19 protein-coding genes are annotated in these 21,273 nt (G+C 61.3%); 8 read left to right on the top strand and 11 right to left on the bottom strand.

From position 1 onward, the window contains the following. Positions 1-15: 15 nt before the first annotated feature. The 5 genes from NKI63_RS07405 to NKI63_RS07425 are packed head-to-tail and all read right to left on the bottom strand — an operon-like array spanning position 16 to position 5,515. Positions 16-1,047, bottom strand: a complete 1,032-nt coding sequence (locus tag NKI63_RS07405) for a histone deacetylase family protein (RefSeq protein ID WP_352506406.1) — start codon at positions 1,045-1,047, stop codon at positions 16-18. Then, complete coding sequence (locus NKI63_RS07410) at positions 1,044-1,556, bottom strand: GNAT family N-acetyltransferase (protein ID WP_352506405.1); 513 nt, start codon at positions 1,554-1,556, stop codon at positions 1,044-1,046. Before NKI63_RS07410 ends, NKI63_RS07405 begins: the two co-directional genes overlap by 4 nt. Positions 1,557-1,565: 9 nt before the next feature. Then, positions 1,566-2,495: a 3,5-dioxohexanoate:acetyl-CoA acetone transferase gene (kce, locus tag NKI63_RS07415; RefSeq protein ID WP_352804862.1), complete on the bottom strand. Its 930-nt coding sequence runs from the start codon at positions 2,493-2,495 to the stop codon at positions 1,566-1,568. Between the two features lie 10 nt (positions 2,496-2,505). Beyond that, complete coding sequence (locus NKI63_RS07420) at positions 2,506-3,873, bottom strand: aminotransferase family protein (RefSeq protein ID WP_352820896.1); 1,368 nt, start codon at positions 3,871-3,873, stop codon at positions 2,506-2,508. Position 3,874: 1 nt separating this feature from the next. Then, positions 3,875-5,515, bottom strand: a complete 1,641-nt coding sequence (locus tag NKI63_RS07425; protein WP_352777972.1) for a N,N-dimethylformamidase beta subunit family domain-containing protein — start codon at positions 5,513-5,515, stop codon at positions 3,875-3,877. Positions 5,516-5,671: 156 nt separating this feature from the next. On the opposite strand from NKI63_RS07425, the gene NKI63_RS07430 reads away from it, so the two are divergent. From NKI63_RS07430 to NKI63_RS07450, 5 genes are all read left to right on the top strand, one after another. Beyond that, positions 5,672-5,920, top strand: a complete 249-nt coding sequence (locus NKI63_RS07430) for a ParB N-terminal domain-containing protein (protein ID WP_023674751.1) — start codon at positions 5,672-5,674, stop codon at positions 5,918-5,920. Positions 5,921-6,040: 120 nt separating this feature from the next. Next, the gene (locus tag NKI63_RS07435; RefSeq protein ID WP_352477390.1) at positions 6,041-6,526 is read left to right on the top strand and encodes an SRPBCC family protein; all 486 of its coding nucleotides are present in this window, start codon (positions 6,041-6,043) and stop codon (positions 6,524-6,526) included. A 41-nt stretch (positions 6,527-6,567) separates the two neighbouring features. Next, entirely contained in the window at positions 6,568-7,524 is a 957-nt protein-coding gene (locus NKI63_RS07440; protein ID WP_352820898.1) for an alpha/beta fold hydrolase, read from the top strand. A gap of 187 nt (positions 7,525-7,711) precedes the next feature. Further along, positions 7,712-8,110 carry a GFA family protein gene (locus NKI63_RS07445; RefSeq protein WP_352820900.1) on the top strand — a complete coding sequence of 133 codons (399 nt, stop codon included), beginning with the start codon at positions 7,712-7,714 and terminating at the stop codon, positions 8,108-8,110. Positions 8,111-8,228: 118 nt separating this feature from the next. Next, the gene (locus tag NKI63_RS07450) at positions 8,229-8,441 is read left to right on the top strand and encodes a hypothetical protein (protein ID WP_352820902.1); all 213 of its coding nucleotides are present in this window, start codon (positions 8,229-8,231) and stop codon (positions 8,439-8,441) included. 13 nt (positions 8,442-8,454) lie between these two features. On the opposite strand, the gene NKI63_RS07455 is transcribed toward NKI63_RS07450, so the two are convergent. Further along, the gene (locus tag NKI63_RS07455) at positions 8,455-9,369 is read right to left on the bottom strand and encodes a hypothetical protein (protein WP_352820904.1); all 915 of its coding nucleotides are present in this window, start codon (positions 9,367-9,369) and stop codon (positions 8,455-8,457) included. A gap of 258 nt (positions 9,370-9,627) precedes the next feature. Between NKI63_RS07455 and NKI63_RS07460 the strand changes: the two genes are divergently transcribed. The 3 genes from NKI63_RS07460 (at position 9,628) to NKI63_RS07470 (ending at position 12,803) form a co-directional block, all read left to right on the top strand. Continuing rightward, positions 9,628-10,647: a GH25 family lysozyme gene (locus tag NKI63_RS07460; RefSeq protein ID WP_352820907.1), complete on the top strand. Its 1,020-nt coding sequence runs from the start codon at positions 9,628-9,630 to the stop codon at positions 10,645-10,647. Positions 10,648-10,929: 282 nt separating this feature from the next. Further along, positions 10,930-12,285 (top strand): HD domain-containing protein, encoded by a 1,356-nt coding sequence (locus tag NKI63_RS07465; RefSeq protein WP_352820909.1) that lies wholly within the window; start codon positions 10,930-10,932, stop codon positions 12,283-12,285. Beyond that, positions 12,282-12,803 (top strand): hypothetical protein, encoded by a 522-nt coding sequence (locus tag NKI63_RS07470; protein WP_352820912.1) that lies wholly within the window; start codon positions 12,282-12,284, stop codon positions 12,801-12,803. The genes NKI63_RS07465 and NKI63_RS07470 overlap by 4 nt, the downstream gene beginning before the upstream one ends. Positions 12,804-13,820: 1,017 nt before the next feature. On the opposite strand, the gene NKI63_RS07475 is transcribed toward NKI63_RS07470, so the two are convergent. The 5 genes from NKI63_RS07475 to NKI63_RS07495 all read right to left on the bottom strand — a co-directional run bounded on the left by NKI63_RS07475 (position 13,821) and on the right by NKI63_RS07495 (position 21,209). Then, the gene (locus NKI63_RS07475) at positions 13,821-17,579 is read right to left on the bottom strand and encodes a vitamin B12-dependent ribonucleotide reductase (protein WP_352820914.1); all 3,759 of its coding nucleotides are present in this window, start codon (positions 17,577-17,579) and stop codon (positions 13,821-13,823) included. 645 nt (positions 17,580-18,224) lie between these two features. Further along, the gene (locus NKI63_RS07480) at positions 18,225-18,713 is read right to left on the bottom strand and encodes an NUDIX hydrolase (RefSeq protein ID WP_352689904.1); all 489 of its coding nucleotides are present in this window, start codon (positions 18,711-18,713) and stop codon (positions 18,225-18,227) included. 222 nt (positions 18,714-18,935) lie between these two features. After that, positions 18,936-19,436: a xanthine phosphoribosyltransferase gene (gpt, locus tag NKI63_RS07485; protein ID WP_352649197.1), complete on the bottom strand. Its 501-nt coding sequence runs from the start codon at positions 19,434-19,436 to the stop codon at positions 18,936-18,938. Between the two features lie 111 nt (positions 19,437-19,547). Continuing rightward, positions 19,548-20,381 carry a universal stress protein gene (locus NKI63_RS07490; RefSeq protein ID WP_352477397.1) on the bottom strand — a complete coding sequence of 278 codons (834 nt, stop codon included), beginning with the start codon at positions 20,379-20,381 and terminating at the stop codon, positions 19,548-19,550. A gap of 78 nt (positions 20,382-20,459) precedes the next feature. Continuing rightward, positions 20,460-21,209 (bottom strand): competence/damage-inducible protein A, encoded by a 750-nt coding sequence (locus tag NKI63_RS07495; protein WP_352509434.1) that lies wholly within the window; start codon positions 21,207-21,209, stop codon positions 20,460-20,462. Positions 21,210-21,273: the final 64 nt, after the last annotated feature.

Consider the following 21,273-nt stretch of genomic DNA (forward strand, 5'->3'; position numbering starts at 1 on the left):
GGCCACGCCGACGGATCATCGCTTGTGGGCGCCGCCAAAACCGGTGAGGAAGGCGGTGAGATTGTCGCCGAGCTCATCGCAGAGATAACCGCCTTCCTGGACGATGACCGTTGGCAGGCCGAGCCGGGCGATCGCCTCGCCAATGCGCGAAAAACCAGGCGTGCTCACCGACAGCCCGCCGAACGGATCACCTTCGAAGGCGTCTAGGCCCAGCGCGACCACAAGCGCATCGGGCGAGAAGGCGTCGATGCGCTGGAACGCTGCCGCCAGTGCTTCGAGGAAAGCCGCATCGCCGGATTTGCGCGGCAGCGGCAGGTTGAGATTGTAGCCGAGGCCGGCGCCTTCGCCGCGCTCGTCCGCATAGCCCCAGAAAAACGGATAGAACCGCGCCGGGTCGGCATGCAGCGACACGGTGAGCACGTCCGGCCGGGCATAGAAGATGCCTTGCGTCCCGTTGCCGTGATGCAGGTCGACATCGAGGATCGCCACCCGCGCTGCCTGCTTGCGTAGAGCCTGTGCGGCGACCGCCGAATTGTTGATGAAGCAGAAGCCGCCGGCGACGTCGGCAAAGGCGTGATGGCCGGGCGGCCGGCACAGCGCGTAGGCGGCCGGCGCTCCCAACATCACCGCCTCGGCGGTTTCAACCGCGCTCCAGGCGCTCCAAAGCGCGCTCTGCCACGTCTCGCCGGAGATCGGGCAGGCTGTGTCGGCCATGTGGTAGCCGGCTTGGCCGACCGCCGAGGCCGGATAGGAGCCGTTCCGCGCGATCGGGTGGATGTTGGGGATGACCTCGGCCGAGGCGCCCTCGATGCGCTGCCAGCGCGCGAAGATATGGTGAAGGAAATCGAGATATTCCGGCGTATGTACCGCGGCAATAGGGCCGAGTCCGTGATCCCGCGGCCGTTCGATCGTGCAGCCGGCAGCCTTTGCGCCGGCCAACAATCGCTCGACCCGTTCCGGCTTTTCCGGATTGGGCTGCGGCGCGCCGCTGGAGAGGAACGCCTTCGGGTCGTGGCGCTTCTGTTCTTCGGCATAGAAGGCTTTCATGTTGGCTCCTCCGGTGCATCGGCGAAGGCGAAAAAGGCGTCGCCGACGATCTTCTGCACCTGCTCGTAGCTGGACCAGGCAATGCCCAACCGTTCGTAAAAAGCCTTGGCGGTCTCGTTGTCGGTATCGACAGACAGCTTGAGATAGACGCCGCCGTCCTTCCGGCATTGCGCCGCGACCCGGCGCAGCAGGTGCTCGCCGATCCTGCGGCCGCGAAAACGGTCCTCGACATAGAGGTCCTGCACATAGACGCCGGGCCGTCCCATCCATGTCGAGAAGATTGGAAAATGCAGGCAAAGCCCGGCAAACTCGCCGCCGACCTCGGCGATCAGGGTCGAGAAGGCAGGCTTCTCGCCAAAGCCATAGGTGCGGAGATCCCGAGCTGTCGAGGTGATCTCCTGATGTGCGCCGACATGCGCGCCGAGCCGTAGGAGCGCGGCGTGGATGGTTTCGACGTCCTCCACCCAGCCGGGGCGGATGACGATGTCTCTTGACGGTGGGTTGGTCACGGCCGCATCTCAGAACGCCACGCGATCGCCGCCCTTGAGCGCCAGCATCTGCCGCGCCTCGGCCGGCGTCGCGACGTCCAGCGACAATCCGTCGAGCACGCTGCGGATGCGGCGCACCTGGTCGGCATTGGACTTGGCGAGCTGGCGCCCGTCGTAGAGGCTGTCCTCCAGCCCGACGCGGACATTGCCGCCCATCGCCGCCGCAATCGAGATCATCGGCATCTGGTGGCGTCCTGCGGCCAGCACCGAAAATTGGTAGCTGTCGCCGAACAGTTTGTCGGCGATGCGCTTCATGTGGATCAGGTTTTCTGGATCGGCGCCGATGCCGCCAAGGATGCCCAAAACAAACTGGATGAACAAAGGTCCAGACACCAGCCGACGATCGCGAAAATGCGCCAGCGAATAGAGATGGCCGACATCGTAGCACTCGAATTCGAAGCGGGTGCCGCAACCGCGCCCGAGCTTCTCGAGCACCGTCTCCATGTCGGCAAAGGTGTTTTTGAAGATCGTGTCGCGGGTGGCCTCGAGCAGTTTCGGCTCCCATTCATGCTGCCATTCCCGCGGCCGCTCGAGCATCGGGAACAGCGCAAAGTTCATCGAACCCATATTGAGCGAACACATTTCCGGCTCGGCCCTGAGCGGCGCGGCCAGCCGCTGGTCGAGCGTCATCAGCGACGATCCGCCGGTGGTGATGTTGATCACCGCATCAGTCGCCTGCTTGATGCGCGGCAGGAACTGCATGAACACCTCGGGGTCGGCGGTCGGCCGCCCATCATTAGGGTCGCGGGCATGAAGATGCAGGATCGAAGCGCCGGCCTCGGCGGCGGCGATTGCGTGTGCGGCGATCTGGTCCGGCGTCACTGGCAGATGCGGCGACATCGACGGGGTGTGCACCGACCCGGTGACGGCGCAGGTGATGATGACTTTGCGCGGTGCCATGGTTCGTTCCTCAGCCTTCGACCGGCAGGTCGAGCTCGCCGGCCAGCACCTCGAGCGCGTCACCGATGATGGATATGATCTCGCCGATCTGCGCGGCGGTGACGATCATCGGCGGCGCAACCATGAAATTGTCGCCGTCGACACCGCCCTTGACCTTGCGTCCGTAGATGATCAAGCCGCGCTCATAGGCGAGGTCGAGCAGGCGCTGAGTGGCCTTTTTCGCCGGCTCGATCGGCCTCAGCGTGTCCGGATCGGCGACCATTTCGGCACCAGTGAGCAGGCCCTTGCCGCGGACGTCGGCGATGAACGGAAACCGCTTCGCCAATCCCTTCAGCTCGGCCATCAATAGCTCGCCCATGACAGCCGCGTTCGCGATCAGGCCGAGACGGTCCATCTCGCCGAGCACGGCGAGCCCGGCGGCGCAGGCGAGCGGATTGCCGGCATAGGTATGGCCGTGCTGGAAGCCGCCCGACGCGAGCAATGGCTGCACCAGCCGCATCGGTACCGCCAGCGCACCGAGCGGGGCATAGCCCGAGCCCAGCCCCTTCGACAGCGCGACGATGTCAGGCTTGCAGTTCCAGTGGTCGCCGCCAAGGAATTTTCCGGTGCGGCCGGCACCGCTCATCACTTCGTCATGGATGAGCAGGATGCCGTAGCGATCGCAGATCTCGCGGATGCGCGGATAATAGCTGTCGGGCGCCACCAATGCAGCCGTGGCAGCGCCGCCGACCGGCTCCATGATGAAGGCGAGCACGCTCTGCGGTCCCTCGGCGAGGATCTTTTCCTCCAGCATGTCGGCGTAGCGGGTGCCGCGCTGTTCCATCGAAAGATTGTCGCGGTCGCGCCAGGCGGCAGGCGCCGGCACCGTCGGCATGACCTGCATCATCGGCGCAAAAGTTTCGGCCAGCGCATCGTCGCCGGTGACGGCGAGCGCGCCGAGCGTGCCGCCATGATAGGACGGAAAGCGCGTGATCACCTTCCAGCGGCTGGGCTGGCCGATGGCGACTGCCCATTGCCGCGCCAGCTTGACGCAGGATTCCGTTGCCTCCGAGCCACCGGAGACGAAAAAGATGCGGTCCAGGCCCTCGGGGAGTTTGGCCGCCAGTTGCCGCGCGAGCTCCTCTGCCGGTTCGTTCTCGAAATGCAGGCGGTAGGCGAAGGTGGCGCGGTCCATCTGCCGTTTCATCGCATCAAGCACGTTGCGATTGGAGTGGCCGATATTGGCGACCATCGGGCCGCTCGATCCGTCGATGAAGCGGCGGCCATCCTGCGTCCACATGTAGATGCCTTCGGCGCGGTCGATCAGCGGCCGGCGCAGGCTGGACAGGTAGAACAGATGCGAGGCTTCGCGGGCTTCCGGGGCAGGGGACTTCAGCATGTCATGACTTTCCGAGATAGCGGTCGAGGACATTTCTGGTAACACGCTCGACCATCGCATCCTGCCTTAGCAGGCCGGCAACCCATTCGCAGCTTCCGGCGTGAAACACCTCGCCTTTGCCGCGCCGGAAATTGACGATCATGCCGTTGCCGCGTTTGACCTTGTCGAGATTGGCGTCGCTTGCCTCGCCGAACAGCGTTTCGGCGGTGAAGCGGCCGTCCTCGTCGCCGAGGAACTGGTCCTCGAACGGAATGTCGGCGCTTTCCTCGACCTGGGCAGCCATGCCGACCGCGAGCACCTGCAGGCCGTCCGGTGCGCCGCTGTCGGGCGTGGGGTAGGGCAGGCCGCCGCGGATCTCGAAATCGAGCCCATCGACCTCATAGCCATAGACATGGCTGTCGGCGCCGAGCAGGTCGCCATAGTAGATGCCGGTACCGCCGAAGGCCCAGTGCTCCGGCCGGTAGACCGGAAAGCCGCGCACGCCGCGCGGCGCGCAGCCGCCCCAGCCGGCATAGACGCCTCTTGTCGCGTTGAGGCCGAAGGTCGCCGCACCCGGCCGGCCGATTTCCGGCGCTTCCCAGGAATTGGTGGCGCGCCTTATATCGCCGCCGCGATAGGCCGGGTCCTCGGCGCGGGCGCGGTATTTGTAGCAGACCTGCCGGCGGCCTTCGTCCTCCAGCCTGGTCTGCCACATGAAATTGCCGGCAAAGCGCGCCGCATGGCCGCCGCGCTCGACATAGGTGTCGACCGCATCGCGCATTTCCCAGGTCCAATATTCGTCGTGGCCGACGAAGACGACGCAGTCATAGCCGTCGAGGATGTCGGGCGAAAAATGCAGGTCGTGCTGGCTGGCGAGATCGACGGCGTAGCCGGAACGCTCGGCGAAGCGGAAGAAATGGCTGTCGTAGCTTGCCCAGCCGGCTGAGGCGTATTTCTTCGAATGGCCGGTGGCAAAGGCCCATTCCATATGCGGATAGCGCGGCACGGTTTTCGGCGGCACCGCGACTTCGAGCGGCACGCGCGGCGCATCCTTGGGCAGCACGACGAAGCCGCGGCACCAAGGCCGCTGCGTCGACACCATTCGTGCATACTGGTCGCGGGCCGGCCCGGTGATGCCTTCGTAATGGTTGGAACCGCCCCATGTGTTGTAGGCGAGCCAAGTGCCGGTGGCCGCGACCTGCAGCACGCGGCCGGGTTTCTTGCCGGGCTGCGGCGAGACGATGAAAAGGTGATGACAGCGGATCGGCTTGCCGTCGCGACCGTCCGCTTCAAGCGTGACGCGATAGGCGCCGGATGGCCAGTCGTCGCCGATGCGAAACTCGAACGACGCCTGCCAGCCGCAGCCTTCGACCGAACATTGATCCGGCGTATCTTGCCAGCGCGCCGCAATCCCGGTCCTTTCGAACATTGTCGTTTCCGCGCCGCCGTCGCGGATGATCGCGATGCCGAAACCGGCGGCCGTCGAACTGACATGCAGCGCCACCATCTCGCCGGGGCGATAGGAAAAACGGTCGCTGTAGCACCAGATTTCGCCGCGCCCGCCATCCATACCGGGCCATTCCCAGTAATGGCTGCGCACCGCCTGGCGTCGCTGCTCCGGCGTCAGTCCGAAATCGGGAAACTCGGTCGGCAGATGGTTCATGGACACCGCTAAGGTCGAAGGCCGCCATTTCGGCTATCCGCCGGCCAAGCGTCAATTGGAAACGATCGGGCCAGCCATTGCCGGGCTGCTCACTTGGCCTTGCCTGACAAACAGACTATCTCACAAAGGGCGGCATTGTCCGCCACGGGAGCCGATATGCTGAGAGTGCAAAAGGTCAGGGTCAACGATATCTACGTGCCGACCGCGCGCAAGAAGACGCTGCATCCCGAGACCGTCCGCCATCTGGCCGAGGACATTCTGGAAAACGGCATGAAGATGCCGATCCAGGTGCGCCATGACGGCAAGCGCCATATCCTGGTCGAAGGGTTGCATCGGCTGGAAGCGGCCAAGTGGCTCGGCGAGACCGAGATCGACGCCTATCTGGTGCAAGCCAAGCGCCACTGAAGCCACTCAGTTCCGTCGCTCGAATCTCCGGTCCCGCGGATTTTTTCGCGGACCGTGTCGGCTTGCGTCTTGTTGGTTCGTCCTAGACACGGAAGCCAAAACCGACGTGTGAGGAACGCCATGACCACCAAGCTCGACATCGCCCCCAACTCCGACCGCGAGCTGGTTCTCGCCCGCATCATCGATGCGCCGCGCGAGAACGTCTATCGCTGCTGGACCGAGCCGAACCTGTTGACGCAATGGTTCTCGCCGAAGCCGTGGACGACGCCGCGCGCCGAAATGGATGTGCGGACCGGTGGCTCCACCCTTGTCGTCATGGCCGATCCCGACGGCAAGGAGTTCCCGAATCCAGGCATCTTCCTCGAAGTCGTACCAGGCAAAAAGCTCGTCTTCACCGATGCCTATACCAAGGCATGGGAGCCGTCCGAAAAGCCGTTCATGACGGTCGTGCTGACCTTCGACGACGAGGGCGAGGGCAAGACCCGCTACATCGCCCGGGTTGCGCATTGGTCGGTCGCCGACCGCGAACAGCACGAGAAAATGGGTTTTCACGACGGCTGGGGCCAGTGCGCCGAACAGCTCGAGGAGGTCGCCAAGCTACTTTGATGCACAAGCGACTTTGATGCAAACGAGAGAGGGAGACTGATATGTCCAGATCGATATTTATTGCCATTTTCGCCTCGGCCGCCGCGCTCTTTGCCGCGCCGGGCGCCATCAACGCAGAGGAGGCCAAGCCCGCCATGACGACCGCAACCGCAACACTGCCGAAGCCGCAAAAGTCCGGCCTGCTGCCGATCAACGGCCTGAACTATTATTACGCCGTCTATGGCAAGGGCGAGCCACTGCTTCTGCTGCATGGCGGTCTCGGCACAACCGACATGTTCGCGCCGATCCTGCCGAAGCTTACCGAAAACCGCACCGTCATCGGGGTCGACCTGCAGGGCCATGGCCGCACCGCGCTCGGCGACCGGCCGCTCAGCCTGGAGGCGATGGGCGACGACATGGCGGCGATCGTCAAGGCGCTCGGCTACGACAAGGTCGACGTCATGGGTTATTCGCTGGGTGGGGGCGTCGCCTTCCGCATGGCCGTGCAGCATCCCGACGTGGTGCGCCGGCTCGTCCTGGTCTCGACCGGCTACGCCGCGGACGGCTTCTATGCCGAGATGCGTGGCCAGCAGGCACAAGTCGGCGCAGCGATGGCCGACATGATGAAGGACACGCCGATGTACAAATCCTACGTCGCGGTCGCGCCGCATCCGGAGGATTTTCCGAAACTGCTCGACCAGCTCGGCGCCTATATGCGCAAGGACTACGATTATTCTGCCGACGTGCCGAAGCTGAAAATGCCGGTCATGCTGGTGTTCGGCGACAGCGACATGTACCGGCCCGAGCACGAGATCAAGTTCTACCAGATGCTTGGCGGCGGGTTGAAGGACGCCGGCTGGGCGCGCGAGAACCTGTCGCAAAACCGCCTGGCGATCCTGCCGAACCGCACCCACTACGACGTGTTCTTCGCGCCGGAACTGACAGCTGCCACGCTGCCCTTCCTCAATGGCGAGACCAAGGTCAAGACTTGGGATGAGGTCGTCAACGAAACGAACTGACGCCCAGTCAATTGTCTGCCGGCCGTCTCCCGCGAGATGGCCGGCATTTCGTTGATGAGGCCTTGGCTCGGCGCATCTAGCCGATCGCCCGGATCACAGCTTTAGATAACGCCATCAAAGCTTTTCAATTGACGGTGCCACGCCTATCGATAGGTATCGCCTATCCTCGCAGGAAGGGACATGGGCGATGGCAAGATATCAGGGCGGGTGTTTGTGCGGTGCGGTGCGCTACCATGTCGAGGCGACACCCATTAATGAGCGCGTCTGCCATTGCCGGCTCTGCCAGAAGGCACTGGGTGCCGCCTTCAACGCGCGCGTGCTGTTCCGCATCGACGATGTGACGGTCGACGGTCCGCTGGCGACGGTGAATTCCTCGCCCGATCTCAAGCGTGGCTTTTGCCCGCGTTGCGGCACGATGATGTTTTCCCGGCGCGATTCCGCCGGCATCATCGGCATCACGACCGGCTCGCTCGATGATCCTTCGGTGTTCAGGCCTGAGATGCATATCTGGACCGCCTCGAAGCAGCCCTGGGTCCAGATCGACGACGGCCTGCCGCAATATGAAGGCGCGCCACCTCCGGCTTGAGGTGAAGTCTGGATAAAATTTAATCCAAAGCGACACGAGATAGCCGGCAAAGCGTCATTGGCGGGCCATCATTGCTGCCTATCTATTGCGTGCGGGCGGCAGTCGAGGAGGCGACGGAATGAACGACAGCATCAACACCCTGGACGAGCTCTTGAGTGATCCGATGATCAAGCTGGTGATGGAGCGCGACCGCGTGCAGCCGGCAGAACTTCGCACGCTGCTTGAGGAAAAGGTCCGCCGGGCGGGCGATGATGTGGCGGTCAACGATCGTTTTGTACCGCCGGCCCACCTTATGGCCACGACCTGCCACAAGCTGTGGCTGTGCGGCTAAGGTCTTGAAGCGGTCAGCCGGAATTTGCCGGCAAATAGCTGTAATGGCTGCGGAAATAAGCGAGCCTGAAGCCGAGGCGCGCATAGCTGCGATACGCCGGCCCGTCGCGTTCGGATTGCGGCGCCTCGATGTCGGCCACGAACAGTTTTGCACCGGCCGCAAGTCCGTCGCGCACCATCGCTTCGCCGAGCATTGCATCGAGGTCGAAGCTCGGCGCCATGATGCCGGGAACCGGCGCGTCGATGCCGCTCCAGGCCATGCCGTCGGCACCGATGAACATCGAGCGCACCGCCGTCACCGCGCCGTCCCGCCGCAGCATGTAATGATGCCAGCCGCGTCGGCCGGCCAGCGCCAGCAACCACGGTGAGGTCGGCAACCGATATTGGCCGTCGATGAACCCAGCCCATTCCCTTGCCGTTGCCGGCGTCACCCGCTCGACCGAGACACCCTTCGACGGGAAAAGCGGCTCTGTTGGCAATGGCGTGGCATCGCGAAAGATGCGTTCCCAACCGCCCTGACGCTGCAGGCCGCGTGCCTCGAGCCAGCAGCTGAGCGTCGCGGGCTCGGTATGCGGATTGGTGTAGAACCAGGGCCGCAGAATACCGGCCTCGCGATAATGCGCCAGAAGCGCGTCGAGCCGGCTCTCGGTGGCAGCGCTATCGACACCGAGATTCTTGACGCAGTTGAAATGGATGAACGGGATCGTCGTGCAGGTGGTCCAGACGAGATCGCCATCTTCGGCGATGGCAAGGCCTTGCCCTGCGGCAAAGTCTGACGGGGCGGCGCGATAGAGATCGAGCCAGGCATTGACCTCGGAGCGTTCGATGACGCGGCTGAGATCGCCAGATATCTCGTCGATCCCGATGGCGGGCGAGCGTGGCTCGGGTGGGGCTACGGGCTGAAATTCTGACAGGGCGGCGGGGTGCATGACTTCCTCCCAAGTATGGCCTTACACCGTAAGATTAGTGGAGACTAATCTCATGTCGTGAGTTGTCAAGCGGGATTGCGAGGCAGCCATGTGGCCGAACGTTGGGGGAAAGCGCACCCCGTCCGGGCGAACGTCCCGATGCAAACCCCTAACAATTCGATTCAAACTTTGTTGGTAGTTTCTTGTTAGGAATCCAGCTTGGTTTGTCCGGCGGCGTTGTCCTGCCTTCGGTCTGTTGTGTTTTGCGTACAGGTCCAGATGCGGATATCAGGCGTCGTCATCTTTTCGATCGCAGCGCTGTGCCTTGCCGGCTGTACGTCGACCTCCGGCGTCGATGCGCTGCAACTGCCGTCCAGCGAGACCACCAGCTCGGTTTTGCGGCCACCCGCGCCGGTGGCATCCGTGGCGAAAACTGATGCTGCGCCCGCTTTTGCCGAACAGGAGCAGGACGAACAGCCGGTCGCGATGGGCGTACCCGATCAGGACGTCGAACCGCCGGCCGAGGTCATCGCGCTGATGTCGCCGCCGAAGCGGCTGACACGCGCAGCACCGGCGATGCTTGCCGAGCCGGTCACGCGCTATGGTTTTCGCGACGCCAAGCCGATCAATTTCGGCAAGACATCCTCGCCCAGACGCCTCGCCGTCCACGGCGTCGACGTTTCGCGCTGGCAGGGCAATGTGAACTGGCAAAAGCTGCGCGCCCAGGGCGCCAACTTCGCCTACATCAAGGCGACCGACGGCGGCGATCATATCGACCCGATGTTTACCAGGAACTGGCGCAATGCCGACGCCGCCGGCCTGAAGCGCGGCGCCTATCACTTCTTCTACTGGTGCCGCACCGCCGGCGAGCAGGCCGACTGGTTCATTCGCAACGTGCCGAGGGTCGAGGGCGCGCTGCCGCCGGTGATCGACGTCGAGTGGAACGGCGAATCCAGCTGCAAGCGCCGCCCTTCGCGGCAAAAGGTGCTGGAGAAGATGCAGGTGTTCATGGACAAGCTCGAGCGCCACTACGGCCAGCGGCCGATCATCTACACCGCCCCCGACTTCTACCGCGACAATCTGCGCGGCGCCTTCCCCGATTATCCATTCTGGCTGCGCGCCGTAGCCGCCCACCCGTCAAAGGTCTATCCCGGCCGCAAATGGCTGTTCTGGCAATATTCCGGCTCCGGCCTGTCGCACGGGGTGAGGGGCCGCATCGACCTCAACGTGTTCCACGGCGATGAGAAGGCTTGGCGCGACTGGGCGGGTGGACGGCAGATGGTGGCCGAGGCCGAGTAGCGCTTCGCGGGCGTTAGCTGTTAGCCTTCGCCATTCTCGGGCGGTCCGAACACGAAATGTTTGTGCAATGGCGCCAACCACACCTAGGTTAAGACCGGCCGTATCTACCCGTCGCTGCAAAAGGTTACGCCTCGCCCTCCGCTTAGGCGCGATGAACATTTGATATCGCTATGCTATCCAGCCAGGACAAATGGTCGATACAACGAAGCTGAGATGTTCGATACTAGCGAGTTGCTAAAGTAATCAGCCTGTCCTAAGAGGGTGGAGGACGGGAGGGAAATAATGCCTATAAAGCGAGTACACGAGTTTCGAGATCCGTTACACAACTTCATAGAGCTCGATCGACAGCAGCGTGCATTGGTGGATTCGATCCCATTTCAGAGGCTGCGCCATATCCACCAACTTGCTCTTACTTCATTCGTATATCCAGGAGCTACCCACAAGCGCTTCGACCATTCAATCGGTGTGATGCATTTGGCTCAAAAGGTTTTTGACGTCCTTGTTGATCCAGCAAATATACATCCAACCGTTGAGCACATAATACCCGATCGACAAAATCTTGCCTATTGGCGTTCTGTACTCTCTCTTTCTGCGTTGGCGCATGATCTCGGCCACTTGCCCTTCTCTCACGCTGCAGAGAAAAAGCTTTTGCCTCATGGCGAAGATCACGAAAACCTGACTTTGGATCTCATCTCAAGTGATCTTATGGCAGGCGTATGGGATATGGGTCACCGGGTTCATGTGAGGGACGTTCAAAAACTCGCTGTTGGGCAAAAGAAGTTAAAAAATGAAAATTTTACAACCTGGGAATCGATTCTGTCAGAAGTAATAACTGGAGATTCGTTTGGTGTTGATAGGATGGATTACCTTCTTCGGGACTCATACTATGCGGGAGTTAATTACGGCAAATTTGACCACGCCAAGCTTATCCCGTCTCTCCGAATATTGCCAGAGTCCATGGGAAACGGCGGAAGTACAGAGCCATTGCTAGGTGTGGAGTTCAATGGATTGCATTCGGCAGAGGCGCTTCTTTTAGCTCGCTATTTCATGTATGAACAGGTATATTTTCACCCGATTCGCCGGATATATGATCTTCATCTGATTGATTACATGGTAAGCCACTACGGTGCGAACGGCTATCGTAAAGACGTTGCGTTCCACCTCTCTCAAACAGACAATGAGGTGATGTCATCGATTCGGGCGGCGTTTGGAAATTTCGATGCTCCCGGTCATGATTCAGCACAGGCAATTCTTCGACGAGGGCATTTTAGGTCCGTCTACAGCTACAACCCGACAGATCAGGAAATCCTTCAAAGCGCTATTGAAAGTGGGAGTTTAGAGCCTGATATCAATAAGCCGCTAAATTCTCCTGCGTATCAGCTTGGAAAGATACTATCGAAGAATTTTGGGGAGGCTAATATCAAAACGGATCTCTATATCCAGGGGTCGTCGCCGGCATTGTTCCCGGTGCTTATGCCTGATGGCCGCGTAGAATCTTCCGTGTCTGTGTCTCCGATCCTCGCCAATTTTCCTCTTATGACCGTTGATTCAATTTACGCTTCTCCAACTATCGCTGGCGACGTCCGTGCTTGGATTGCCCAAGAACGCCACGCCGTTCTCACTGGGGCCGTGAAATGACTACTACTAGGGAAATGGTCCTTGTTGGTGGCGTCGTTAAGGCGCTGAGAGATCGCCACAGCTGGACAGGTGAAACGCATATACAGAAAGCTATTTTTATAGCGAAAGTAGTGAAGCATGTTCCCTTCGAAAGTGAGTTCGTGCTTTATAAGCATGGCCCTTTCTCATTTGATCTGAGCAAGAGTATTGTTCATATGCGAAGCCGGGGTCTGCTAGTGACGGAGGTGAACCCTGGGTATGGGCCTTCCTTTAGTGTCAATGAAACGCTTTGGCGTGCTCTTGACAGGACGGCATCTAATATTTTTGCGCAGTATGAGGCTTCTGTTTCCAAAATATGCGAAATTTTGGCTCCTAAAAACGTTGCCGAACTTGAGAGGATAGCTACTGCAATTTACGTTTCGGAGCTTTTACCGAATTCCTCAAAGGAAGATAAAATTGGAGAACTTGTTCGGTTGAAGCCTCATATACTTCCAGATTTAGCTAAGAAAGCTTTTGAAGAGGCGAACCTCTTCCAATAAAAAAGCGTGGCCAATAGAGCTACTGACGACGCTTTAATTGCTATCGAAAGAGCTATCCTCAGCCCCCCTAGTCATCCCGATCCGAGTCACGCCAACGGATGTGGAGGAGCAGGCGGAGTTCGCCGATCCTTTGTGGGCGACCGCAATTCTTCCTCCACACCCAGGATAACTTCTTCGATCCGGAGTGCGAGGTTGTGTCCAATAGCCACGTATCGAGCATCCTCAACTGACCAGAAAAGCTGAGAGTCGAGCAGTGACAGCACGACCAGATTATCTATCTCTGGATAGCTTTGCTTGATTAAAGAGAGGGCTCCAATCGTCAATCTCGTTGATAGAGGAGGCGTCTTTGTATTCCAGAGGTGAACCGCACATCTTTTACCGTCTATCACTGTCCCAAAATCCGCCGTGAAGCTGAGTTTGAAGACGTCGTTTGGGCTAGTGTAAATGTGGCTCTTAACTTCAAAAAGTTTTGCGGGATGAGAAGCACGCCAATTCAAGAGGGTTGCGAGGCCCGCCTGGACGGAAGTTCGTTCTGGCAGTTTTGTTATGCGACCTACGGATTCGAGCATGCTCTCTATGCTCTCGCCCTTCGCGAGCAATCGACTAGAGTGAAGGCGTAGTGAGCGATGAAAGTCATAGGGAGCGTCGCTCGGAGAGAGCCTTTTTCGCAACTCCGTGCGCTGAGGCTTCGTATTGAGAGAGATCAATTTTAGATAAGCTGAGGTTCCAAATTTAGGCATTTTCTATGTCCCATGTTGCCTTAGCTACCTCGACTCTAAGTCCCGACTCCCCATATGATAACCTTGCTACAGGAGAGGTCGTCAGGTCTCTTTGTCCCGCGTTGGCTTCGGCTTATTCGCGGCATCCAAGGCCGACCCGGGAGGGTCGGCCTTGGTGTTTCCAGAGGATGTCACATAAAGACATCCTTATGCGTCGTACCCTTTTTGTTCCTCTTGCCATTTCGGCCCGATCTTGCGACCGGGCCGATCATGTTACGTTTTAGCGCTGCAGATTTTCTCAGCTACATCCGCTCGTAGCCCCGCAAGTATCACACTTCTCGCAAGTCCCGTTCCGCACCATCGTGAAGTTATGGCATTCCGAGCATTCGTTGCCGGTGTAGCCCTGCATCAGTGATTGCTGGCGCCGGTTGGCGGCGAGCGCTTTGGCTTCGGCTGCTTCTTTCGCGGCCTCGTCGGTGAACAGCTCCGTCGGGTCGGAGGCTTCCGCGTAGACGATGTCCTCGACCAGTTCCCTGGCGCGCTCCTCGTAGTCGCGCTTGTAGGCAATGGCCTCGTCACTGGCCGGCTTCAGCGTCAGCACGTTGGAGCCGGAGAAGGCGGTCGGGGCGGTACGGGCCGGAGTTCCGGAGCCCGCAAAGCCCTTGGGCTCGGCACCCATGCCCGACACCAGCTTGACCGGCGAGGCGCCGCGGGTCAGCCCCTTGGAGAAGGGCGTCGCCTTGCCTTCGTTGATGCCGCGTCCGAGTGCGGTCTTGTCGAAATCCGACTGGTCGACATGGGCGAGGTCGTGGCGGCCAAGATAGGAGACGGCGAGTTCGCGGAACACATAGTCGAGGATCGACGTGGCGTTCTTGATGGCGTCATTGCCCTGCACCATGCCAGCCGGCTCGAATTTGGTGAAGGTAAAGGCTTCGACGAATTCCTCAAGCGGCACGCCATATTGCAGGCCGAGCGAGATGGCGATGGCGAAGTTGTTCATCATCGCGCGGAAGGCGGCACCTTCCTTGTGCATGTCGATGAATATCTCGCCGAGGCGGCCATCATCGAATTCGCCGGTTCGGAGATAGACCTTGTGGCCGCCGACGACCGCCTTCTGGGTATAGCCCTTGCGGCGGTTCGGCAGTTTCTCGCGGTCGCGGTAGAGACGCTCGACGACGCGCTCGACGATCTTCTCGGTCACCTGCACGGCGCGCTGCGCGGCCGGTGCCGCGATCAGCTGCTCGACCGCTTCGTCCTCGTCGTCCTCGACGTCGGCAAGCAGCGAGGCGTTGAGCGGCTGCGACAGCTTCGAGCCGTCGCGATAGAGCGCGTTGGCCTTCAGCGCCAGCTTCCACGACAGCATGTAGGCGCCCTTGGCGTCTTCCACCGTCGCGTCGTTCGGCATGTTGATGGTCTTGGAAATGGCGCCGGAAATGAAGGGCTGTGCCGCCGCCATCATCATGATGTGGCTGTTGATCGACAGCGAGCGCTTGCCGATCTTGCCGCACGGGCTGGCGCAGTCGAACACCGGCAGGTGTTCGGCCTTCAGGAACGGCGCGCCTTCCAGCGTCATCGCTCCGCAGACATGGATGTTGGCGGCCTCGATGTCCTTCTTCGAGAAACCCAGCGCCGGCAGCATCTCGAACGAGAAATCATTGAGCTGCTCGTCGGTGAAGCCGAACGTCTCCTTCACCCAGTCGGCGCCCAGCGTCCACTGATTGAAGACGAACTTGATATCGAAGGCCGACTTCAATGCCGCATTGAGTGCGGCGATCTTTTCGTCGGTAAAGCCTTTTGCCTTGAGCGACCCGGGATTGATGCCCGGCGCCTGGTTGAGATTGCCGTGGCCGACGGCATAGGCCTCGATCTCGGCGATCTGGGCCTCGGAATAGCCGAGGGTGCGCAGCGCTTCCGGCACGGCGCGATTGATGATCTTGAAATAGCCGCCGCCGGCGAGCTTCTTGAATTTCACCAGCGCGAAGTCAGGCTCGATACCGGTGGTGTCGCAATCCATCACCAGGCCGATCGTGCCCGTCGGTGCGATCACCGTTGCCTGCGCGTTGCGGTAGCCATGCTCCTCGCCAAGCTCGATGGCGCGGTCCCAGGCGGCCTTGGCATGGTCGGCAAGCTCCTGCTGCTTGAGATCCGAGGCGACCAGCGGCACCGGGTTGACGGCAAGCTTCTCGTAGCCGTCCCTTTCGCCGTAGGCCGCGCGGCGGTGGTTGCGCATGACACGCAGCATGTTCTGCGCATTGCGGTCGTAGTCGGGGAAGGCGCCGAGCTCGGCGGCCATTTCAGCCGAAGTGGCATAGGCGGTGCCGGTCATGATCGCGGTGAGGGCGGCGCAAATGGCGCGGCCCTCGTCGGAATCGTAAGGAATGCCCGAGGTCATCAGCAGGCCGCCGATGTTGGCGTAGCCGAGGCCGAGCGTGCGGTACTCGTAGGAAAGCTTGGCGATCTCCTTCGACGGGAACTGCGCCATCATGACGGAGATTTCCAGCACCATGGTCCACAGCCGCACCGTGTGCTCGTAGGCAGCGATGTCGATGGTGCCGTCGGCGTTGCGATAGGGCAGTAGGTTGATTGAGGCCAGATTGCAGGCGGTGTCGTCGAGGAACATGTATTCCGAGCACGGGTTGGACGCCCGGATCGCACCGGCCGAGGCGCAGGTGTGCCAGTCGTTCATCGTCGTGTTGAAATGCAGGCCCGGATCGGCCGACGCCCAGGCGGCATAGCCGATCTTTTCCCAGAGATCGCGTGCCTTCAGCGTCTTCAGCACCTTGCCGTCCTTGCGGGCGGTGAGATGCCAGTCACCGTCCTGCTCGACGGCGCGCAGGAAATCGTCCGTCAGCGACACCGAATTGTTGGAGTTCTGGCCGGAAACGGTGAGATAGGCGTCCGAATCCCAGTCGGTGTCGTAGGTCTTGAACGACATCGAGGTGTAGCCCTGCTTGGCGAACTGGATGACGCGGTAGATGTAGTTCTCCGGCACCGCGTCCTTCTTGGCCGCCTTGATCTCGCGCTTCAGCGCGGTGTTGACCGCCGGGTCGAAGCAATCGTCGCCATTGCCCTCGCAGTTGATGCAGGCCTTCATGATCGCTTCGAGGTGCTTCTTGACAATCTTCGAGCCGGTGACCAGCGAGGCGACCTTCTGCTCCTCGTTGACCTTCCAGTCGATGAATTCCTCGATATCGGGATGATCAGCGTCGACGATGACCATTTTCGCGGCGCGGCGCGTCGTGCCGCCCGATTTGATAGCACCCGCCGCGCGGTCGCCGATCTTGAGGAAGCTCATCAGCCCCGACGAGCGGCCGCCGCCCGACAGCTTTTCGCCTTCGCCGCGCAGGAACGAGAAGTTCGAGCCGGTGCCGGAGCCATATTTGAACAGGCGCGCCTCACGCACCCACAAATCCATGATGCCGCCCTCGTTGACGAGGTCGTCCTGCACGCCCTGGATGAAGCAGGCATGCGGCTGCGGATGCTCGTAGGAAGACTTCGACTTGGTCAGCTTGCCGGTGAACGGGTCGACATAGAAATGGCCCTGGCTCGGACCGTCGATGCCATAGGCCCAGTGCAGGCCGGTGTTGAACCATTGCGGCGAATTCGGCGCGACGCGCTGGGTGGCCAGCATATAGGCGAGCTCGTCGCGAAAGGCGCGCGCGTCTTCCTCCGACTTGAAGTAGCCGCCCTTCCAGCCCCAATAGGTCCAGGTGCCGGCAAGCCGGTCGAAGACCTGGCGGGCGTCGGTCTCGGAACCGTAGCGCTCGGCTTCCGGCAGCTTGGCCAGTTCAGCCTCGTCGGCCACGGAGCGCCACAGGAAGGAGGGAACTTGCGTCTCTTCGACCTTCTTCAGCCGTGCCGGGACGCCAGCCTTGCGGAAATATTTCTGCGCCAGGATATCGGCGGCAACCTGGGAGAACTGCGCCGGCACGTCGATGTTGTCCAAGCGGAACACCACCGACCCATCCGGATTCTTGATCTCGGAAAGCGCCTTGCGGAATTCGATCTCCGCATAGGCAGATTGTCCTGGCTTGGTGAAACGACGCTCGATGCGCATTGGTCCGGTCCCTTTTGTCTACATATAGCGCTTTTCCCAGAGGATTTCTGCCCTCTTGACGAAACGCGCATGCCCGCCGTCTGCCGGCGTTCGAAAACCCCGGCTCTCATCTTCACAGTCTCCGCCGCCCTGCCGGTCGAACCTCTTGCGAGGCCGCTGTCCAACATGCTCACGGACCCTGTGGGTCCCTCAAAACTGAAAACTTTTTTGTAACGCCCTCGGTCGAGGGAAATTCACATTATCTAGCGTCGAACCTGCCTGCAAACACTAAATATAGTATTAACAGACAATTTATTCAAGTCCGACAATCCTCCCCTTTCGCCCCCAAGGCTTCAAAATCCCACGCCTCCGCCGGCCTCGTAAACAGGCGGGAATGCGGATCAAAACGCACATATTCCGGGAAAAAGACCGGCCTCGAAACTTTTCCGGTCGCACTCTCAACAGGAGCGCATGGCCTATAAAAGGCGACTCGTTTTGCGCCGTCAAGGATTCGTTTGCGGAGCTTTTATGACCCCAACATCTTGTGTGTCACATATGTGGATAACGGGGATAGAAGCGGAGCGCGGCGAGGAAGGTTCGGCGCCGCGCGGAGGTGCTTCGGGATGGCGTTCGCGGCACCTGACCGCGGCTATGCGCCGCTCGGGCTCAGGAGAACCGGCGTGGATCGGCGCAGAAATGGGCGATGATCTGGCGAAGGTCCGGTTCATGCACCATGCCCACAGCCTCGGCGGCGCTGACCCACTTGCGGGTGCGTGCCCGCTTTTCCTTCCACCGGTCGGCGACCTTGTCGACCTGCAGCGGGAACACCAGAACCTCGCACGGCACTTCCTCGCCGGAATCCAGCACCTTGGCGTAGAAATAGCGGCCGGCCTCTTGATGCGAGATCGTGCCGCGCAGCCCGGCCTCCTCGCCGGCTTCGCGCGCCGCCGCTTCGCAAAGCGGCTCCTTCGCTTCCGGCCAGCCCTTGGGAAGCACCCAACGGCCGGTGTCGCGGCTGGTGATCAGCATGATTTCGACGCCGTCCCCGCTATCGCGCCAAGGCAACGCTGCAACCTGCAGGCGGGACGGCACCGCGCCGAAGAGTCGCTGGACCCTTTCGGCCAGATGGTTGTGCGTCGTTGGCCTCGTCAACATCGGAGAAGCTTGCCCCAGCTTCCAGAATCATTTGCCGTCTCATGAATCTTACGGCTAATTATAAGCAATAAAAGTAAAAAATGTTTCATGGACCAGCGAGATTCTGCCGATTTGCGCCCGGTCTCGCTCAAATGGGGCGGCCGCGCGAGCATCAAGTCGGCATTTCTCGGCTGCGGATGATGCCTTGGGCGGGCTGGTTGCAACAAGCCGCGTTGCCGCGAATCAGCCGGCGTGGTCGTCGGCGATCGGCTTCTGGTAGGTGAAGCCCATGTCCCAGGGGAAATAGATCCAGGTGTCCTGGCTGACCTCGGTAACGAAAGTGTCGACCATCGGCCTGCCTTTCGGCTTGGCGTAGACGGTGGCGAAGTGCGCCTTGGGCATCATCGCGCGCACGATGCCCGCCGTCTTGCCGGTATCGGTGAGGTCGTCGATGATCAGCACGCCGGCCCCATCATCGGCGAGCAGCGCTGGTGTGATCTCCTTCAGCACCTGCAGCTGCCCCTGGCTGGTGTAGTCGTGGTAGGACGCGACGCAGACCGTCTCGATGACGCGGATGCCAAGCTCGCGCGAAATAATGGCGGCCGGAACCAGGCCGCCGCGCGTGATGCAGACGATCGCCTTCCATTGCCCCTTGTTGGCGCCGGCAAGCCGCCAGGCGAGCGCGCGCGCATCGCGGTGGAACTGGTCCCAGGAGACCGGGAAGGCTTTTTCGGGCAGGGACATCTTCGCGCACTCCGCAAAGCGCGCATCGCGCGCAGACACTATGGAATGCGCGCGGAATTAACTGGAAAGGCTTGGCTTTGGCAAGGGGAGTGGAAAGCTATCCCTGTGAAGCTACCGCGACAGGAAAGCCGCCACCGGTGCGGTGCGCAGCACCGTCCGCGTGACCCCGCCGAACAGCAGCTGGCGCAGCCAGGAATGGCTGTAGGCGCCGAGCACGAGCAGGTCCGCACCCGTTTCGGCGACCCTGGTCTGGATGATGTCGTCGACCGAGGCGCCGCCGGACCTCAGCACCGAGACGCTGACGGTCGCGCCGTGCCTGGACAGCGAGGCGGCGATCTCTGCGCCGGCCGTTTCCGGCGCCTCGTCGAGCGTATCCGGCGGGTCGATGACGACGATGTCCGTCTTTTCAGCCTCGATGATGAAGGGCAGGGCATCGAAGGCCGCACGCGCGGCTTCCTTGCTGCCGTTCCAGGCGAGCAGCACATGCTTGAAGCTGGTCACCAGCGGACCCGAATGCGGCACCACCAGCACCGGCCGGCCGGCATCGTAGACCAGCGTGTCGACGTCGGCGCTCGGGTCGCTGCCCGATTCGCGCTGCGCGGCGATGATCAGGTCCGCGGTGCGAACGGTCGAGATGCCGGTCAGCGCGCTGTCGCCGGAAAAACTCTCGAGGCTGCGCCATTCGAACGACAGGCCGGAATTCTCGACGCGATTGTGAAAGGCGGCCTGCAACTTCTCGGCGCGCTCCCGGTTCATGTCGGCCGAAACCTGCAGGAACTCGGTGTCCGGAAAGCCGGTGGCCGAGGTGTAGGGCACGGGCAGCGCCTCGGCATGAATGCCGATCAGATGGCTCTGGAACCGGCTGGCCAGCGGGATCGCGCAGTCGAGCACGCGCTCGGCGTCCTGTTCGTTCTGCAGTATGGCGACGATGGTCTTGAATCGCATGGCCGTCCGTCACTCCTTACGGCGATCCCATCGTGAGAAACGTCACTGCGTGATGCTTGGTTCCGTCACGCCGGCCGATCAGCCCGCCTTGTTTGCCTTGATCAAACCCGCCACCATAGCCTCTACGTCGGCGCGTGCGGAGTCCAGCGCCTGCCGGCTGCGGGCGCGCACCACCAGTTCCGTCCAGAATTTGCCGTCGCCATATTTCGGATAGGAGCCGATGATCGTTTCCGGATGCGCCTTCTGGATGTCGCCCAGCGGCCCGCCGATCAGGCCTTCGCCGAACGGACATTCCACGGTGGCCGACAGCATTTTGGTGCCGGCCCGCAACGTCGGCACGACATTGTCGAGCATCGCCTGGAAAATCGCCGGCACGCCGGCCATGACATGGACGTTGCCGATGCGAAAGCCCGGCGCAACCGACACTGGGTTGTCGATGTGGTCTGCCCCGCGCGGCATCCGCGCCATGCGCTTGCGCGCTTCCGTGTATTCGATGCCGCGGGCAGCATAGCTTGCCTCCAGCAGGGCGTAGGCCCTGGCGTCGTATTCGCATGGCACGCCGAAGGCCTTGGCAACCGAATCGGCGGTGATGTCGTCATGCGTCGGGCCGATGCCGCCGGTGGTGAAGACATAGGTGTAGCGGGTGCGCAGCGCATTCACCGCAGCGACGATCTCGTCTTCCTCGTCCGCAACGATGCGCACTTCCTTCAGGTCGATGCCGATCGCCGTCATGATATCGGCGAGGTGGCCAATGTTCTTGTCCTTGGTGCGGCCGGACAGAATCTCGTCGCCGATGACGAGCATGGCGGCGGTGACGATTTCGGTCATGGCAGGCTCCGGCAAACGGGTCGCCTGAGATAGCGCGGCGGACGGCCGGCGGCAATGCCGCCAA

It is taken from the genome of Mesorhizobium sp. M0410 (genome assembly GCF_040321435.1).
Classification (GTDB): Bacteria; Pseudomonadota; Alphaproteobacteria; order Rhizobiales; family Rhizobiaceae; genus Mesorhizobium.

Coding starts and splice junctions, on each gene's coding strand:
- NKI63_RS07405 (WP_352506406.1), bottom strand. CDS start 1,047: ATGAAAGCCTTCTATGCCGAAGAACAGAAGCGCCACGACCCGAAGGCG.
- kce (WP_352804862.1), bottom strand. CDS start 2,495: ATGGCACCGCGCAAAGTCATCATCACCTGCGCCGTCACCGGGTCGGTG.
- NKI63_RS07420 (WP_352820896.1), bottom strand. CDS start 3,873: ATGCTGAAGTCCCCTGCCCCGGAAGCCCGCGAAGCCTCGCATCTGTTC.
- NKI63_RS07425 (WP_352777972.1), bottom strand. CDS start 5,515: ATGAACCATCTGCCGACCGAGTTTCCCGATTTCGGACTGACGCCGGAG.
- NKI63_RS07430 (WP_023674751.1), top strand. CDS start 5,672: ATGCTGAGAGTGCAAAAGGTCAGGGTCAACGATATCTACGTGCCGACC.
- NKI63_RS07435 (WP_352477390.1), top strand. CDS start 6,041: ATGACCACCAAGCTCGACATCGCCCCCAACTCCGACCGCGAGCTGGTT.
- NKI63_RS07440 (WP_352820898.1), top strand. CDS start 6,568: ATGTCCAGATCGATATTTATTGCCATTTTCGCCTCGGCCGCCGCGCTC.
- NKI63_RS07445 (WP_352820900.1), top strand. CDS start 7,712: ATGGCAAGATATCAGGGCGGGTGTTTGTGCGGTGCGGTGCGCTACCAT.
- NKI63_RS07450 (WP_352820902.1), top strand. CDS start 8,229: ATGAACGACAGCATCAACACCCTGGACGAGCTCTTGAGTGATCCGATG.
- NKI63_RS07455 (WP_352820904.1), bottom strand. CDS start 9,369: ATGCACCCCGCCGCCCTGTCAGAATTTCAGCCCGTAGCCCCACCCGAG.
- NKI63_RS07460 (WP_352820907.1), top strand. CDS start 9,628: ATGCGGATATCAGGCGTCGTCATCTTTTCGATCGCAGCGCTGTGCCTT.
- NKI63_RS07465 (WP_352820909.1), top strand. CDS start 10,930: ATGCCTATAAAGCGAGTACACGAGTTTCGAGATCCGTTACACAACTTC.
- NKI63_RS07470 (WP_352820912.1), top strand. CDS start 12,282: ATGACTACTACTAGGGAAATGGTCCTTGTTGGTGGCGTCGTTAAGGCG.
- NKI63_RS07475 (WP_352820914.1), bottom strand. CDS start 17,579: ATGCGCATCGAGCGTCGTTTCACCAAGCCAGGACAATCTGCCTATGCG.
- NKI63_RS07480 (WP_352689904.1), bottom strand. CDS start 18,713: ATGTTGACGAGGCCAACGACGCACAACCATCTGGCCGAAAGGGTCCAG.
- gpt (WP_352649197.1), bottom strand. CDS start 19,436: ATGTCCCTGCCCGAAAAAGCCTTCCCGGTCTCCTGGGACCAGTTCCAC.
- NKI63_RS07490 (WP_352477397.1), bottom strand. CDS start 20,381: ATGCGATTCAAGACCATCGTCGCCATACTGCAGAACGAACAGGACGCC.
- NKI63_RS07495 (WP_352509434.1), bottom strand. CDS start 21,209: ATGACCGAAATCGTCACCGCCGCCATGCTCGTCATCGGCGACGAGATT.